16 protein-coding genes are annotated in these 15,454 nt (G+C 35.1%); 2 read left to right on the top strand and 14 right to left on the bottom strand.

The features are described 5' to 3' along the window. Positions 1–42: 42 nt before the first annotated feature. The 4 genes from A361_RS28670 to A361_RS28655 all read right to left on the bottom strand — a co-directional run bounded on the left by A361_RS28670 (position 43) and on the right by A361_RS28655 (position 2,022). A complete protein-coding gene (locus A361_RS28670) occupies positions 43–423 on the bottom strand; it encodes a hypothetical protein (protein WP_019379610.1) in 381 nt (126 codons plus the stop codon). 19 nt (positions 424–442) lie between these two features. Then, positions 443–862 (bottom strand): hypothetical protein, encoded by a 420-nt coding sequence (locus A361_RS28665; protein ID WP_019379611.1) that lies wholly within the window; start codon positions 860–862, stop codon positions 443–445. Continuing rightward, positions 862–1,392, bottom strand: coding sequence for a hypothetical protein (locus tag A361_RS28660; protein ID WP_019379612.1), 531 nt, complete (start codon positions 1,390–1,392; stop codon positions 862–864). The genes A361_RS28665 and A361_RS28660 overlap by 1 nt, the downstream gene beginning before the upstream one ends. 294 nt (positions 1,393–1,686) lie before the next feature. Further along, a complete protein-coding gene (locus A361_RS28655; protein ID WP_236888099.1) occupies positions 1,687–2,022 on the bottom strand; it encodes a hypothetical protein in 336 nt (111 codons plus the stop codon). Positions 2,023–2,703: 681 nt separating this feature from the next. On the opposite strand from A361_RS28655, the gene A361_RS28650 reads away from it, so the two are divergent. Together A361_RS28650 and A361_RS28645 are read left to right on the top strand one after the other, a co-directional pair. Next, positions 2,704–3,972 (top strand): helix-turn-helix transcriptional regulator, encoded by a 1,269-nt coding sequence (locus A361_RS28650; protein ID WP_019379615.1) that lies wholly within the window; start codon positions 2,704–2,706, stop codon positions 3,970–3,972. A 12-nt stretch (positions 3,973–3,984) separates the two neighbouring features. Further along, entirely contained in the window at positions 3,985–4,176 is a 192-nt protein-coding gene (locus A361_RS28645) for a hypothetical protein (RefSeq protein ID WP_019379616.1), read from the top strand. 51 nt (positions 4,177–4,227) lie between these two features. Here the strand turns inward: A361_RS28645 and A361_RS28640 are convergent, their stop codons facing one another. The 10 genes from A361_RS28640 to A361_RS28605 all read right to left on the bottom strand — a co-directional run bounded on the left by A361_RS28640 (position 4,228) and on the right by A361_RS28605 (position 15,454). Then, a complete protein-coding gene (locus A361_RS28640; protein WP_019379617.1) occupies positions 4,228–7,989 on the bottom strand; it encodes an Ig-like domain-containing protein in 3,762 nt (1,253 codons plus the stop codon). Positions 7,990–7,991: 2 nt separating this feature from the next. Next, on the bottom strand, positions 7,992–9,026 hold the full coding sequence (locus A361_RS28635) for a hypothetical protein (RefSeq protein ID WP_019379618.1): 1,035 nt from the start codon (positions 9,024–9,026) through the stop codon (positions 7,992–7,994). 359 nt (positions 9,027–9,385) lie between these two features. Next, a complete protein-coding gene (locus A361_RS28630; RefSeq protein ID WP_009336087.1) occupies positions 9,386–9,883 on the bottom strand; it encodes a hypothetical protein in 498 nt (165 codons plus the stop codon). Between the two features lie 11 nt (positions 9,884–9,894). Beyond that, positions 9,895–10,272 (bottom strand): hypothetical protein, encoded by a 378-nt coding sequence (locus tag A361_RS28625; RefSeq protein ID WP_019379619.1) that lies wholly within the window; start codon positions 10,270–10,272, stop codon positions 9,895–9,897. A 55-nt stretch (positions 10,273–10,327) separates the two neighbouring features. Continuing rightward, on the bottom strand, positions 10,328–10,489 hold the full coding sequence (locus A361_RS30675) for a hypothetical protein (protein ID WP_009336089.1): 162 nt from the start codon (positions 10,487–10,489) through the stop codon (positions 10,328–10,330). Between the two features lie 27 nt (positions 10,490–10,516). Next, complete coding sequence (locus A361_RS30670) at positions 10,517–10,669, bottom strand: hypothetical protein (protein WP_019379620.1); 153 nt, start codon at positions 10,667–10,669, stop codon at positions 10,517–10,519. Between the two features lie 181 nt (positions 10,670–10,850). After that, entirely contained in the window at positions 10,851–11,765 is a 915-nt protein-coding gene (locus tag A361_RS28620) for a hypothetical protein (protein ID WP_019379622.1), read from the bottom strand. A 15-nt stretch (positions 11,766–11,780) separates the two neighbouring features. Beyond that, on the bottom strand, positions 11,781–12,764 hold the full coding sequence (locus A361_RS28615) for a hypothetical protein (protein ID WP_019379623.1): 984 nt from the start codon (positions 12,762–12,764) through the stop codon (positions 11,781–11,783). Next, the gene (locus A361_RS28610) at positions 12,757–14,283 is read right to left on the bottom strand and encodes an ATPase, T2SS/T4P/T4SS family (protein ID WP_019379624.1); all 1,527 of its coding nucleotides are present in this window, start codon (positions 14,281–14,283) and stop codon (positions 12,757–12,759) included. Before A361_RS28610 ends, A361_RS28615 begins: the two co-directional genes overlap by 8 nt. 13 nt (positions 14,284–14,296) lie before the next feature. Next, positions 14,297–15,454, bottom strand: a complete 1,158-nt coding sequence (locus A361_RS28605) for a hypothetical protein (RefSeq protein ID WP_019379625.1) — start codon at positions 15,452–15,454, stop codon at positions 14,297–14,299.

Raw genomic sequence — 15,454 nt, 5'->3', positions numbered from 1 at the left:
TGAGAATAAGTTCCCCACTAGAAAGGGAGTATGGAGTTAAGATTAAGCCACTAAAACAATGACCTCTGGTTCAAAAATTGACCAAGTTAAGAAATCTTTCTTGGCTTGTTCCCGGTTTTCTGCATACAAGTAAACGGTTTCATGGAGTATACAATAGTAAGAGATTTGATACAGAGATAAAGGTCTCCAGTTTCCCGCTTGTTCTGCATGTTCAATCTCCTGCAGTTGGTTTTTGATCTTTTCCTCTCCAATAATGTTTCCATGTTCTATGCGTAGAAATATAGTATTTTCAGGTCCCATAACTACAACTAATGGACAATTTCGTATCGTATGAAGAAAGCTACAAAGATTATCCTCATTCACAATTACATCCTTAGCAAACTTATGGCCGCTTAGTAAAACTCTATAAATAATTGACTCCATTTTTTTATCCCCCTTCAGGTTAATAAGTAATTGAAAGTTCAGTATCAGATTGTAAAAGCTCAGAAGAAACTGAACGAATGTCTCTACCATGTTTAGCCTTTAAAATTTGGCGTACATGCATATCATTAACAGCTGATAATACTTCCTTTTCCATGACCCAACCCTCTGTTTTATGAACATAGAAGGAAACCTGGTAAGCATTCCGATGGCACCTATCCCCGTTAAAGAATTCCTGGCTAGGTAATACAGCAGATACTTTATCAAGTTTAAGAAAAATGGGTGGTTTATCTTCTCCTTGCTGAACATCAATCCACGCTGGCTCATTTAATATGAGATGATGAATATGAATATTGCCCTGAATTACGACTTCACCATTTCGATAGATTTTATCAGAAGTAACAATAAACTGCGTTGCATCTTTAGTGTAAAACTCAACCATTATGCGATATCCTCCCTTTGAAACGAAAACAGATTGAAATCATTCGGCTGCAGTTCTTCCCGAATAAGATCAATCTGTTTTATACAATCCGCCAATATTAGTTTTTTATTTTTTCTGCTATGCATTTTAATTGTCACTGAGTCATTTACTAGAACAATGTTAATTCCATTTTTGAAAAATAGCCCTCTTGGATCTATCATTTTAAAGGATGGCCTTTTACGCATTTCTTTCATCCAATTAGCATGGAACATTGATGGATGTTCAAGTATAAATTCAATCCCTGTTACATATGCACCGAGGCATCCTAAAGATAGATCAAATAAATACAACCCTCCAGATAAATCACAATTAAATGTAATTCGATACCCTTTTAGCGAAGTTCTAGGCTGGTTTTCAAATGGCTCAATACGAAAAGTTGAACCATCAATAGCCCATTCAAATCCATTTCTCACCTGATTGAAGTGGATACCCTTTAAAGCTTTTCCTAACTGTTCAGGCTCAATCGGAGCAAAGCATGTTAACTTAAACATAAAACTCTCCTCCATTTCGCCAGAAAAAATTAGCCTTTGTTGTAAACATTAACAACACAACCCTTCCATAAAGTTTTTACTTTATAGTTTTAATGATTCTAATGGGCCCCCTCTAAAACGCAAAAAAACGCCCTTTAGAATGTTCTAAAATAAACACAAAAATAGTGTTTTCTAGATCATCCCAAAGGACGCATATGTTTTATATAAGGACCTGCTAACCTAAAAATGGTTGCAATAAAATGACAAAATCAATAAAAACTATAGTTTGATTTTACCATTTCTCACCATCCTAGTTCAAGCTTTTAAAATGTTATGACAAGCTTCTACAAACTTTTGTTCATCTGCAGAAATCTCCAGTAAGTACTCAGCTTCTTCTTTTGTAATGTATACTTGTTGCTCTACACCTTCCTCATAAGACAAATTTAACCCTGTTAGATTTTGTTCATTAAATTCATTAATATACGATGTCATAATTTCAGGAGTAGTAAGAGAAATACCGTTCTTTATTTCTTTTTCCTCTTTTGTTATATAAATGAGTTCAATAAGGTTATTATTTTCTTCATTTCTAAAAATTGTTCTCTTTATATAAAACAGTACATTTAAAATGACTTCTTGTTTCAATTCTATCATCCCTTTAACTATAGATTTTCTTAGTTTTAATTTACAAGATGAATGTAGGTTTAATTGTATTTTTTCACAATAAATTAGAGTACAAATTTAAAAACAGTTGCTATCAGTGGTTATTTTCCAATTGATTTATCTGGTTTTTTAAATGATCAGTAGGATAAACCTGATGATACTCTACTTTATCTTAAGCTAATTATTCCCCCTAATAATATAAGGTTCCATAAAATTCAAGATACTTTTGTTTAATAAAGTATACTAAAAAATTCCTTTTCTTAATAGCGAACACAAGTTCGTGATATGCATAAAATGTTAAACTAGAATGGCTAATTTATAATACATTTATCCTTGTCTAGAGTAAATATTTTCTTGTAACGTTTTTTTAGGACTTTATGCATATCTGATGCTTACCATATAATTTTTTTATCAAACTTCAGTTCCTATTCAATATACCTACTGCATTTTCATAGATATTTCAAATAGTTATTCAATAAAAGTGGAAACAACTAAAAAAATAGGAAATTCTTTAATAAAATGTTCAATTTTTTGAACTCTATTGTATTTTATTGATGCTTTATCTGTAAATTTCATACCCGTTCATCAACAAACTCCCCCACACACAACTTACAATATATTACTAAAGATAGTAAAATATACATACAACTTGTTATAGGAAGGGGGGAGGAAATGCTTGAGAAGTTTACCTTTGGCCAACAGATTAAATATGTACGAACAATAAAGAAAATAAACCAAAATGAACTAGCAAAGGGAATTTGTTCGATTTCATATCTATCTAAGATAGAAAACGGAGTCATTTACCCGAGTGAAGAAATTAAAAATTTATTAATTAAGAAATTAGGTATTGAGGATAGCACTCTTAACAATGAATTTGGAGAAAGAGAGATTCAAGGATTTTATAACTTTCTGCTAAATAAGGACATTCAAAATGCAGAGAAAGTTTATAAGGAACTTTTAAATAAGGACTTTTCAGAAGCGTTAAATTTGAGATTTGAAGTTATTTCTATTTTCTACTTTGTGGAAAGAAAGCAGTTTAAAGAACTCCCCCAATTGATACAATCAATTTTTTCAAAAGAAGCCCAGCTTCCATCTGAGTTAAGATATTTCTTTTATAAAGCATTAGGTTATTATTACTACCACACCCAAAAGGCAGAGAAATCATTATATTTTTTTGAAAAATCAGTGAGCCTAGTTACGATGTTTACGTTAAATAATTTAGAAATAGCTGACCTATACTATGCTTACTCGCTCGCTGCCGCAAGATTGAAAAAAACCGCTATTTGTTTAAAATATTGTCAATCAGCACTAGAGATTTACCAGGAGCTTTATCTTCTAAAGAGATGTGTGGACTGTCATGTTTTATTAGGGATTACTCATCGAAGGAATAATAATATGGAGGAAGCAATTTCTCAGTATAAAACCGCTTTAGACTTAGCTGGCCAGATACATTACAAAGATATTTCCTTAACAATCCAGCATAATTTAGGGTTTCTGTACGGTGTCATCGGAGAGATAGATAAAGCAATTGATCTTTTTCAAGAAATTTTAAGTAAGGAAGATCAATTGACCCCTTATGTTCACGTTCAAACTATCCTTTCTTTAGTTAAGGAATTACATAAAAGAAATAACAATAATGAGGCATTTCAGCTAGTTCAAAAAGGCTTTGAATTGTTGATTAAACACCCTGACTTAAAAAATCAGTTTTATTTAGAATTTAACTTTTATAATCTATTATTGCTTGATAAATATGAAGAATTACAGAAATTATTGTTCTCTAAAGTAATTCCCGCGTTGGAAATGGAAAAAAAGTATTTTTCCTTATCTAATTACTGTCTGTTTCTGGGGGATCACCATTATGCTAATGGAAAATATAAAAATGCTGCTAAATATTTTGCGTATTCAAGAGAATTTCTTAATAAATCAAACCTAACCAAATAAAGGAGTGTCACCATGAATAAAAAATTGCTTGTAACCTCTTCTATTACTATCGGATTGCTAATGAGCGGCTGCTCAACTGGAGCGAATTACTCTATAGATATTCTAAATAATTCTGAGAACATTACAACTGCTAAGGACGATGAAATTCTCCCACCTCTGATTGTTACACCAAAGCCTAAACTTGAAAAGAAAAATTATGTATAAAAAGAAAAAACTCCATTGCTACATTTGGTAGCTGTGGAGTTTCTTTATTGATTAATACTTTCTATGAAGCTTAAACGCTTTATAAGAATCTGCAAGAATTTCTATTGGTACACTATCTTTTTTGATAACCCCGTTTGTATACTTTACTTCAAATTCAAAGATAGCCGGCCCTGGCTTTATATTTGTTGGGTATTCTATAAAAGCAGGGTCATACAACTCTCCTTTATAAAGAATTGAGGTAGTTTTTCCTAGGGTGACTGTTCTGTTAATTGAAACAGAATTGGCTTGTGATGCTTTAAGTGTACTTTTAACATATACGATTGGATATGGTGAAACATCAGCTTCTAACAAGAATTTTTCTCCGCTATAAAACTGATTATCTTTGTGACCTAATGACTGGTGTTTATTTTGCCAATCTGGGGTATGTTTGACGTAACCTTTTATAATAAGAGGTTTTACATTCACCCAGGTTGTAACCTCAGTCTCATCATATCCGTCATCAGATGTTGCACGGAATGTATATTTTTTATGTTTGGAAACAAAGCTGTAGCAATGTTTGGTATCGGAGACTACTTTTGTTTTAGTAAGTACTGTCTTTTCAAATGTCCCCTCTTCTGTAACATAGATTTTCACATCCATCTTATGACCATCTGCATCATGAACCCTTACGCAAACATTAATTGTATCTCCTTCATAAGGATCAGTTGGGTCATACGTCAACGTAATTGTTGAAGGTCTGTTAACCACTTCGATTGTTTTAGTGATGGTGTCTGTAGCGTTATAGGTATCTTTAACAGTTTGTACTATGGTATAAACACCAATTAATTGCAAACCATTAAACGTAGGATTAGCAGCGGAAGAAGTAACTTTACTGCCATCAGGCTTCGTTAACTCATAAACGTATGTTAATTTATCACCATCAATATCAGAAGCAGTAGATGTAATTTTAATTGATTCATTGTTAAAATATTTTGCTTTATCGGTATTGAATCCTGCAGTAGGCGGTCTATTCACGACTTCTACCGATTTTGTAATGCTATCTGTTGCCCCTTCAGGATCCTTTACGGTTTGAGTAATCGTAAAGGTACCAGGCTTATCCAATCCAGTAAAAGAAGGATTAATGGAAGTACTGGTTACCTTAGTGCCATCTGCTTTTACAAGCACATAATGGTAAGTCAGTGGGTCTCCATCCGGGTCAGTGGCAGTCGAAGTAACCTTAATGGTTCCATCACGATAATAGGTTGTTTTATCTGTATTAAACCCAGCTACTGGAGGGTTATTGAACTTATAAGCTCCTTTATACGTAGTGGACACGTTACCAACATTATCTTCAGATTGCACATGAAGGTACCATTGCCCTTTTCCTGATTTCGTTACTACATAATTTGAGTTGGTTGACCAGGAAGACCATTGCGATTCAGTTGGAGTACTAGAGGATTGTGTCCAGACATATCGGGATCTTTTATAACCAGAATGAGCATCGTTAAATTTGAGTCGAACCTTAATGCTCTCCTTGCTCCAATCTCTACTAGAAAAATCAGATGTATCTTCATTATTTCGGTATTGAATAACTGGTCCTGCATCATCAACGCCAAGTTTCATATTTGTAGATTGATAACCTTTAGCCGCTTCATCAATTACAACATTGCTAATATTGTCGACGTTATCTTGATAATAATATTGGATATCATAAAGGTGGCCGTGTGTTTTGGGTACCACTGTCCAATTCACTTTTCCATAAGCTGTTTGTTCTTGTCTGTTAGCCGCTTCAATAACTGCGTGTGAACTTTTAAAGAACGAGTTCTGGTGATTAGTACTTTCACTAAAATAGTGGCTGGAACGCACATCGATATTGTTGCCTGCCAAACGTAAATATTGTCGCTTATTTCCAGAATCACCGTCATGTTGCCTCAATTGTACTGTGACTTTATCATCAGAGTTTACCCAATAAACATTATTGTTAACGTATTTGGCACCGGTTAAGCTATGCGATATATGAGAAGGAGAAACGCTATCAACACGTAAATTCATACCTGTGTCTCCTTCACCGGTATCGTATCCTCTACCATTGTTTACATTATCAAAATAGTGATATTGGATATCGTAATTATGTCCATGTGTTTTTGGGGTAACATTCCATTTCACAGTACCATAATCAGTATTTTCGGTCCTATTAGCTTCATCGATAACAAGGTGGTTACTTTTAATCCAATGGTTGTTATAATCTGAAGCAGCGGCGAAATCATGGCGAGATCTAACCTCAACCCCACTTCCTAATAATCTAAGATATTGGTATTTGTTTCCGGAATGAGGGTCCCTCTGTCTTAATGTAATGGTTACTGATTCATTTTCTCTTACCCAGTAATCATTTCCGTTAATATATCTTGCCCCTGTAAGACTGTTTGTTATATTAGTCGGAGCGACGCCATCAACACTTAATTTAAGACCGGTATTTCCTGAGCCAGTATCATATCCTACAGCATTTCCCACATTATCAGTGTAATGGTACTGGACGTCATATGTATGGCCATGTGTTTTAGGAGTGACACTCCATTCGACTTTTCCATACTTGGTATTTTCAGTCCTTTTTGCTGCTTCAATTACTAAATGATTACTTTTGACCCAATGGTAGTTATGGTTAGTGGCATCAAAGAAATCATGTCGTGCTCGAACCTCAACCCCACTTCCAAGCATTCTTAAGAACTGATTTTTATTTCCTGATTCTTTATCGTATTGGCGGAGCATTACAGTCACCGTATCATTAGGTTGAACCCAATGATTACTGCCATCTTGAAAACGATGATTAGTGATACTATCGGCAATATGTTCAGGTGGATCGTTTTCAGTAATATATGATATTCTGGCCTGATCTCCTGAAAAGCGCCAATAAGAAGTGGCAGCCCATTTGGTTTTATTGCTATCTTTAGGGCTCCTTACTCCATACCATACAGCTGTTTGAGATTCCTCCGAATCAACACGAGTATAAGTCGTATTGTTTGTAAAGTAACGATCAGACCCTAACTCATCCCGTACACTTGCAGCTGCTTCACGTGGTTTGGAACGCCTTAAAACTTCATCGGTATTCATCGTCAGTTTATTGGTGTTTTGTCCGCTTGATAAAGAAATGCTCCCATATTTAAAATCTCTATTTGAAAAATCAAAAGGAACTATTAGAGGTGTATAGACAATATGAGAGTCTACCTTTTTTATTAGATAGAGGGACCAAACAGCATCTTTACTGTCGTCAGGGAATAATTCATTAAGAGGTAAATAAGCATCAAATCCTACACTTTCATAACGCATATTACAATCATAGTTTGGAGTATTCGTTGTTGAAGCGGAACATTCGTTATAGATACCAGATCCTTGGTTATTGTACTCAAGATCTTCGGTAGCGTATAATCCTCGTTGCTGTGCTCTAAATATTTTTATTGCCCCGGCTCCACTACCAGCAACTTTTTGAGCTGCGATGTAGGTTTCGTTATTAGAACTTAAATGCCGTTTATGTCCAAAAATTACTGACCAGCCTCTAAATTCTAAATAAGGTTGTGTTCCCGTGCCGTTAAAATTCTTGTTAACGATACGTTGTCCGCCAGATATATATTTGTTGTAATATACATCGTAAATGAGCATTCTCCCGGTGTTCTCTTTGTAATGTTTTCCACCAGGCGTTTTATTCCACCCACTTCTTACTGTACTTGGAACATCAAATGGAGAATATTCAGCGGAACTTGCAGAGGGGAAGAAGAAAATACTTCCCCCTACAAGTAAAAAGAATAGAAATGCTATTAATTTGAATTTGATACGATTCAAATCTATCTCACCTTTCTAAATTTGAAAAACCAAATAACTCCTCCAATCGCCATTAAGATTAATAAGGAAAAGCCAACCCAAATTTTATTGTTACTAGAATTTTGGTTGCTATCACTAGAAACATCTTTTAAAGCAGATTGACTATTAATTTTTTCTTCTGTTTGAATTGATTTTTCTTCTCCATCACCACCGTTATCCTCATCTTGATTTATAGTATCTTCAGATGACTTTTCATCTTCAGATTTGCTATCGTCTTTTTCTTTTGCTGCTTCATCATTGGAGCTTTCTTTATCTCCATTAGTTGATGCACTCGCCACCTCTTTTACTTGTTTTTCAGTGACTGATTTAGAATTTTCCTCATTGCCTTTTGCCTTTGATGTTGTTGTGGTATTTGTTGAAGTGTTTTTACTGCTTCCACCGCTACTATTAGATGAAGTTGATGTCTTATTTGTTTGACTTTGAGTTTCTGTAGGTTTAGACACCGGCTTCGTTGTCGGTTTTGACTCTGGCTTAGGCTGTGGCTTAGGCTCAGGTTTAGGCTGAGGTTTCGGTTCTGGCTTTGGTTGTGGTTTCGGCTCAGGCTTAGGCTGAGGCTTCGGTTCTGGTTTAGGTTCTGGTTTTGGCTCGGGCTTAGGCTCTGGTTTCGGTTTCGCCTTCAAGATAGTTGTTACAGTTAGTTCCGCTTGAAAAGGCTCCTCGAAGATAGATATTGTGAACTTTTGACCGCTTCTTGTTACTTCAGTAGTAACGTGGCCAACAACATGAAAGTTATTAGCGCTTGCAGAATAAAAGCCGTTAACCAACCCATTGCAGGGACCGGTTGCATTTGCCCAGTTGTTTTCTGTATGAATATCCGATTGAATTGTCATACTGCAGCTGGCCTTTGAACTTGCTTCTACGGAATTACTTTGAAAGATCCCTCCTATATTTGCAGCTAATAGTGTTGCTAACGTTGCCTTCATAAATTTCCTCATTCGTCTTCCCCTTCTTTCTCTAGAATTTTCCTCGATTTTTGTTGCATTCTTTTGTCTCAACATGTGTTCTTCCCCCTATATTTTTTTTCACAAAACAAAAACGGCTCCTTGGTAGAGGTTTTTAGGCAATAGTAAATAAGTACTATAAGCCTTGTAACTCTTAAGTCCCAAAGAACCGCTCTTTTTGTGAATCCGCTAACTCCAAAGTAGGAGATGCAATAAAATAGTAAAAGCTAACATCTGAGACTATTATATTAAATTTTGGAAGACTTTTCAAACATTGGTTAAATATGAATACAAAAAAACCCGAACAAACGATTGAATAAGTTCAATCATTCATTCGGGTTTTTCCCGTTAGCCATATATTAATTTAATCATAATACAGTTAGGTATTATGGGTCAATTAAATATGAGTCGTTTATTTATTTTTTATATTCATAAACCGCTGCCTGCCTAATAAAGCTCGAGTCTCCGACAAACCAACGGGGGCTTTCAGTACTAATAACTGCTATGACACTAGGACCATCAACAGTTTCCATAATCTTAAATTGGTCATTAACGTATGTAAATGGATAGGTTCTTGGATAACTATCATCTATAAATTCAAGATGCAAAAGAAAAATATCATTCTTATAAAATGAATTTTGATTTGGTGTATACACAAACCCAGAACCACTTTTAATATCTAAATTTTTTTCTAAGCTGGCTTTAAGCTTATCTATGGCCTTATCCTGATCAAAAACAATTCGTCCATTTCCCAACTGTTCAGGATTAACAGCTAAGGCAGCGTCGTGAACAGCTAACTCCAAAGCATTTTTTAATTGCCTTGTAGCTGTTTTATCAGCATCAAGATTAAATTGAATTTGCGTTATAAATGCGAATAAGAGAATAAATAGAATGGTTCTAAGGGTAGTAGCCATACAAATAACTCCTAATTAATATATTCGCTTAAGATTTTGGTTTCCTTTTTAAAAGTACCTGGACCTTGATTAAAAATATCTAGAATAAAAATGAAACTTCTTGGGGCTTCAATACTTGCTTCTATATATTGGTTACGGGGTGTTAATGATTGTGTGGCTGTTACCTTAATTTTTGATTCATCAAAGTTATACCTATCTACTAAAGTGTCTTTCATCTCATCAATAATAGCGGGAGTGAATCTGCCTTCTATCGATGCTTTCTTTGCTCCCTCGGTGAGAACTACTTCTACAGCTTCTCTATGTAGACTATCAAGATAAGCCAGAATCGGAGCAAACATAATATTTATGACAATAAAAAGGGTCATCCATTCTCCTAATGTCTTTGACATTTAAGAATCCTCCTTAGTAAGGGGGAAGCTATGATGCCTCCCCCTCATTTAAAAATTAATTACCATCAGATGGCAGGTTGTTACTAATACCAGTAATTTCAGTTTGATATTCTGTAGATTCTGAGCTGATCATGTTGTATCCAATAAAGAATAGAAATGCGCTAATCGATACTACTGTTACTGCAATTTTTAAGAATGTAGATAATGTTTGATTCATGGTTAAATTCCTCCAATAATAAATAATTTATTTAAATTTTATTTGGTGCTCAGTATTTAACATTTGTTCATGATGATTATTTTTTTGCTTTAAAGAATCATAGGCAACTCCAAAGAGAAGTCCAGTGATAATTATGACGATAGATGCCATTAACATAAAAGTGGCTAATGATTTATTCACACGTTTTCACCCTATCCACTATTTGTTATGTAATCAGCAATGGAATCTGAAATGCTGCCCATATCTGTAAACATAGCTCCAAAAATAAAGGCACTGATTACAACTGCAGTGATGGCAATTTTCATAAATGTGCTTAGTGAAGTATTTATCGACATCACCTCCTTAAAGGAATGTAGAATTATTACATTCTGGAAGATTTCAATATAACTGATACCATTGTTACGATGACCACAAGGAAGTTCAGGATTATCAAAAAATGAGTTATCTTAATAGGAATTCCTAATAAATCAGTAGTGATTTTTCTCTTCCTTCTATAATTTTCAATTTGCGAACGAACAAACATATTATGCATTCCGCGTAAATGTCCCAAAGCGGTTTTTCTGTCTAAGTCATCTAAACTTTTTATAACACCTATTAGCGCCTGGGATTCTTTTGAATTAAGCTCTTTTTCAAACTGCTCTAAAGCCGCTTTTGGTCCTTCATCGTTACTCCAGGAAGTTAGAAGTTTTGTGAGTGGCTTGTCCAAAACAACGAAGTAGGGTTTAATATTTCGCAATATATTATAGGTATTGATCCTACTGATGTTCATCATTTCAATCTCATTAATCAGTAAGTCATATAACATAAAAACTTCCGCGTGCTTTTTGGCTTGGTGGTATTCGATCACTCTCTTCATCAAATAAACAAACAAAGAATACGGGTTGCTTGGTACAGCCAGAAGAGCAAGTAATAAAATAATAACAGCTGCTACCATTGTTAATTTCTGTGCTCCTCCATTAATGAGAATCGGAAGAATTACGTAGTATATAGTTAGGAAAAGGATGAACCCAAAAGTAACAAGATAGTATTTTAAACCAGTAATGCCCAAAGGATACTGAGCAAGCTTTAGCCATTCCTCTGCTTTAGTTTCTTTTGAACTAGAAACAAGCTTCTCTTTATTCTTTATTAAGCTATTTCTGAAACGGATTCGGGTTTGTACTCTTTCTGCTTGTGAACTTAATCCTGTATAAACCAACACACCGGCTAAACATGATAAAAGAAGAGAGAGTGTATACATTACATATGGAAGATATTTAAAGAAAATAGTCTCAGCCAAGGGGTTACACTCCTCTTATAAGTCATTTTTGGGCCTTTTCAGGAATGCCGAAATAATAATTGAGAAAACAACGCCTAATAAACAAACTGAAAATAATAGGATGGTCCATTGGCTACCAAACTGCAGTTTCCACCAATCCTGAGCACCAGAAGAATAGTATCCAAGGATAAGCGACCCAATAAAAACCGGAATGGTTAAATATCCGTTGTATACAGAATCCATTGTTTGAGATTTTTCTTCTTCTAACATTTCTTCCGTTTCTTCCATCTGCTTTGTTAATACCATTAAGGCATTAAGAACCTTTTCGTTATAGAGGTAAGCCTTTAAGATAATACTTCCTAGACGTTTGGACCAGTTTGTCCCTGCTGTATAAGTAAATACCTGAACACTTTCACGGAGTTCATACTCATTCCTTGAGACCTGGAGATCAGAAATTAACTTAACGATTACTTTCCTTAATTCTGGACTCCTGATATCTTTTTGAGTTTCAGATAAAGCATGATACATATCGTTATGCATTGCATTGTAATTTTGAGTAAGCTTTTGAACTATGTTCAGAAATTCCAAACTCATGAGATAACGTATCTTATTAAGTTTTAACCTTAAGAATAAATAAGGGATTAAAAGTAATAGAAAGCCAAACGTCACAGATACAAAAATATCTCCAAAAACGAATAGGATAAAAACTCCTGATAAGACCCCTAACAGTATTGAAAGAATAAGGAAAATTTCTACACTGTTTTCATTCCTTTCTTCACTAGTCGTTTTTATTAATAGGTTAAGATGCTTTAATAGGGGATTTTTGTATTCGTGACTCCTAGACAAAACAGCTTTCGTTTTGACCTTCCGGATCCTATATTTGTAATTCCACTCATTTACCTTCGTTTTTATTGATGACAGCATAATTGTTTTAGCAGTCCATAATGACAGGCAGAGAAGAATTGCATATAGAAAGTAATTTACGCCAATTTGCCATACCCAGTGTAAGATGCTATCCATCTAGATTCTCTCCCAAAAGGGTATCGATAATTTGATCCTTTATTTTTAAGTAATCCTTCATTGGTGATTGTCTTTCTTTATCTTTTAAATGCTTAATGAGAATTTTTGTATCTTTTAGACTTTCAGCTGCCATAAGAGTTAATAAATCTTTTGTGATATTAGAAGAATAGTAATATTTATCTGTTACTGGACTGTACCTGACTAAATCTTGTGTTCGGTGAGCCCTTTTATCTTCATCCCATATGATTTCGGTGACTCCAATAACTCGCTTTCTTCTCCTATCTCGATCCGCGCTCATGGTTACAATAATGTCAATATTACGCGCTACTCGTTCCAATTCATTTTCAAAGTTCCGATTAGGAAACTCGTCTAAGATATGTCGGGTAATCTGCGGTGCCACATTTTCTACAGATGTAAGGTGATAGGTTGAAAATGCTCCCCTTTCCCCACGTTCACAAGCTTGGAGATAGCCTTCAGTTTCAAGACTTCGTATTTCTCCAACTATGATATAGTCGTGCTCCATTCTTAGCAGTCTTGGGACAGCATGATGGAGATCGCCTTCTTTGGCTTGTATTTCAAAGATAAGCCGGTCTTTAAATTGTTTGGATAAATCCAACTCAAAGTGCTTCTCCATAACAGCAGCAACATAGCTGGAATCCCGTTCTCTCAACATAGATTTCATAAAAGTCGACTTAGCGGACCGGACACGGCCGGCAAAAATGGTGTTAGCCATTACCCTGGATAATGCACGAAACAAGGGAATATCATCAACAAGAATAGTTCCTAAATTAGCTTGTTCCTCAAGGCTCATATTTTTTACAACAAAGCGGCGGAACATGATGTAATTTTCTTTCCCTCTTGGTTTTTGGATCATAGTGATACGGCTTCCGTCTTCTCTTTCTATTTCAAGTTCCGGTGTTTGTTCATTAATAACCGCATCTTTGACCCTCATAGTAAAAGCCCTTTTTATTCGTTCAACAGCCTCTACATTTTCAAATTCCTCTATTTGTTTTTTAAATTGACCATCAATATCAAGCCAAAGTTCTTTTCCACGTATGACGGCCGCTTCACTATTCGGAAGCTTGTCCCATTTGTGAAGGATACTGACTCCCCATACTTCATGAAAGATAGCTTCAGCAAGGGAATCATAAAAGCGAGGATACTCATTAGTGGTGATATTCTCTGTTTGTAAAACCTCATTGATCTTCGTAATAAAGTAAGACATTGCTTGTGCATCACCAATTACTGCTTTATGCTGCCGTTCCAACCAAATATTTTCATTGTAGTGTACTTCATCGAGGTCTTTTCCTTTTTCTCTGTTAGATTCTGAAACGGACCCATCTACAATAATGTCATTAAGTTGCTCCCGGACCTTTTGGCAGATATCCTTAAAGGACCTCTTTCTCGCAAAGGTTGTAATGTAATTCACTTTTAACCCTTTTTTTTGAACGGTCTCTGCCAACCAATCAGAAGAACTAAATTCTTTTTCGACTCCCAATTCCATTTCAATTTGCTTCAACGATAACCACCTCCTATTTCAAGAAAGAAAAGAATCTCTTTTTCTCAGTCCGTTCTTCTATAAGCTGCTCTTTTTCGGTTAGCCTACATTCAGAAATAATTAAATTCGATAGCAGGTCTAAGTTTTTTGTATAATAAGAATCCGATACATCATATAGGAGCCTCTTTTGATATGCGGCCATCGCTCCTAGGTCACCCATATCAGGCAGTGTGGCTACCTTGGTCATTCCGAGCTCTTCTTCTAATGCCTTTTCATTAATTAGCGTGTTGGCCGGTTGAAAACGATTAATAATCAACATAAAGTCGTCTGACGCACCACCAGTAGGCTCAATAAGTTGTTGGAAAACGTAAGGGAAGTAACCTCTATAACCTTTTTCTTCTTGGTTTGTTACCAAAAAGCGTAAATTGCTAGATATATAGGATTGAACCGTTGGAGCGGTATCAAAATGAGTACCGGCATCGATTAAAATCACATCGAATAGTTGCTGAGCGACTTTAATAAGATGTTCAATTTCATTTGGTTGGTAAAACCGTTGCATCTTAATATCCCGGTTTCCTGCAAGGTGATAAAACCCATTTTGATGTGAAACCGCTTCTGAAAGCCTTGCTGGTGTTAAGTTTTGGGTCTTGAGGTCAACTTTTAAGTCATTTAAATAATGTCCGTTATAGTGATAAAAATAATCAGATGGATCCCAGCTGTTTAAACTTAGGACCAGGACTTTCTCTTCTATCTTATTCGAGAGTGACCGGCCAAGATTTAGGGTAGTAGTTGAAACACCCGCCCCGCTATGGGTACCGAAAAAACTGACAAGTCTTTTTGAAAGGTAATCATCTTTGTTTGTAATCTGATTAATAATTTCATCTACAACTTGATCCACTGTTGAATATTCGCTTAAGACCTTGACCTTATAGGCAGCACATAAGCGGGTAATATTTCGCATGATAATATCGCTGTTTACTCCAAGTGGTTTATAAAAGACTAAACTCTCCGGAAAAAGATCTCTAACTTGTTGTAAACTATCTAAATCAAAACTCTCACCATCTAATAAAATGGCATTGATTTCAACATTTGTTTTTGTTGCTTCGTCCATTATAAGTACTGTCGTGATTTCCTCATGTTTTTCAAACCGTTCTTTATAGATAGAGTTTTTTGATATCACTAATAGATTCAT

This window comes from Cytobacillus oceanisediminis 2691 (genome assembly GCF_000294775.2).
GTDB classification, from domain to species: domain Bacteria; phylum Bacillota; class Bacilli; order Bacillales; family Cytobacillaceae; genus Cytobacillus; species Cytobacillus pseudoceanisediminis.
The sequence above is the reverse complement of the archived record's forward strand: the minus strand, read 5'-3'. Positions and strand labels throughout refer to the sequence as shown.

Excerpts from the sequence above, each read along its gene's own strand:
- A361_RS28670 (WP_019379610.1), bottom strand. The coding sequence starts at position 423 with ATGGAGTCAATTATTTATAGAGTTTTACTAAGCGGCCATAAGTTTGCT.
- A361_RS28665 (WP_019379611.1), bottom strand. The coding sequence starts at position 862 with ATGGTTGAGTTTTACACTAAAGATGCAACGCAGTTTATTGTTACTTCT.
- A361_RS28660 (WP_019379612.1), bottom strand. The coding sequence starts at position 1,392 with ATGTTTAAGTTAACATGCTTTGCTCCGATTGAGCCTGAACAGTTAGGA.
- A361_RS28655 (WP_236888099.1), bottom strand. The coding sequence starts at position 2,022 with ATGATAGAATTGAAACAAGAAGTCATTTTAAATGTACTGTTTTATATA.
- A361_RS28650 (WP_019379615.1), top strand. The coding sequence starts at position 2,704 with ATGCTTGAGAAGTTTACCTTTGGCCAACAGATTAAATATGTACGAACA.
- A361_RS28645 (WP_019379616.1), top strand. The coding sequence starts at position 3,985 with ATGAATAAAAAATTGCTTGTAACCTCTTCTATTACTATCGGATTGCTA.
- A361_RS28635 (WP_019379618.1), bottom strand. The coding sequence starts at position 9,026 with ATGTTGAGACAAAAGAATGCAACAAAAATCGAGGAAAATTCTAGAGAA.
- A361_RS28630 (WP_009336087.1), bottom strand. The coding sequence starts at position 9,883 with ATGGCTACTACCCTTAGAACCATTCTATTTATTCTCTTATTCGCATTT.
- A361_RS28625 (WP_019379619.1), bottom strand. The coding sequence starts at position 10,272 with ATGTCAAAGACATTAGGAGAATGGATGACCCTTTTTATTGTCATAAAT.
- A361_RS30675 (WP_009336089.1), bottom strand. The coding sequence starts at position 10,489 with ATGAATCAAACATTATCTACATTCTTAAAAATTGCAGTAACAGTAGTA.
- A361_RS28615 (WP_019379623.1), bottom strand. The coding sequence starts at position 12,764 with ATGGATAGCATCTTACACTGGGTATGGCAAATTGGCGTAAATTACTTT.
- A361_RS28605 (WP_019379625.1), bottom strand. The coding sequence starts at position 15,454 with ATGAATCTATTAGTGATATCAAAAAACTCTATCTATAAAGAACGGTTT.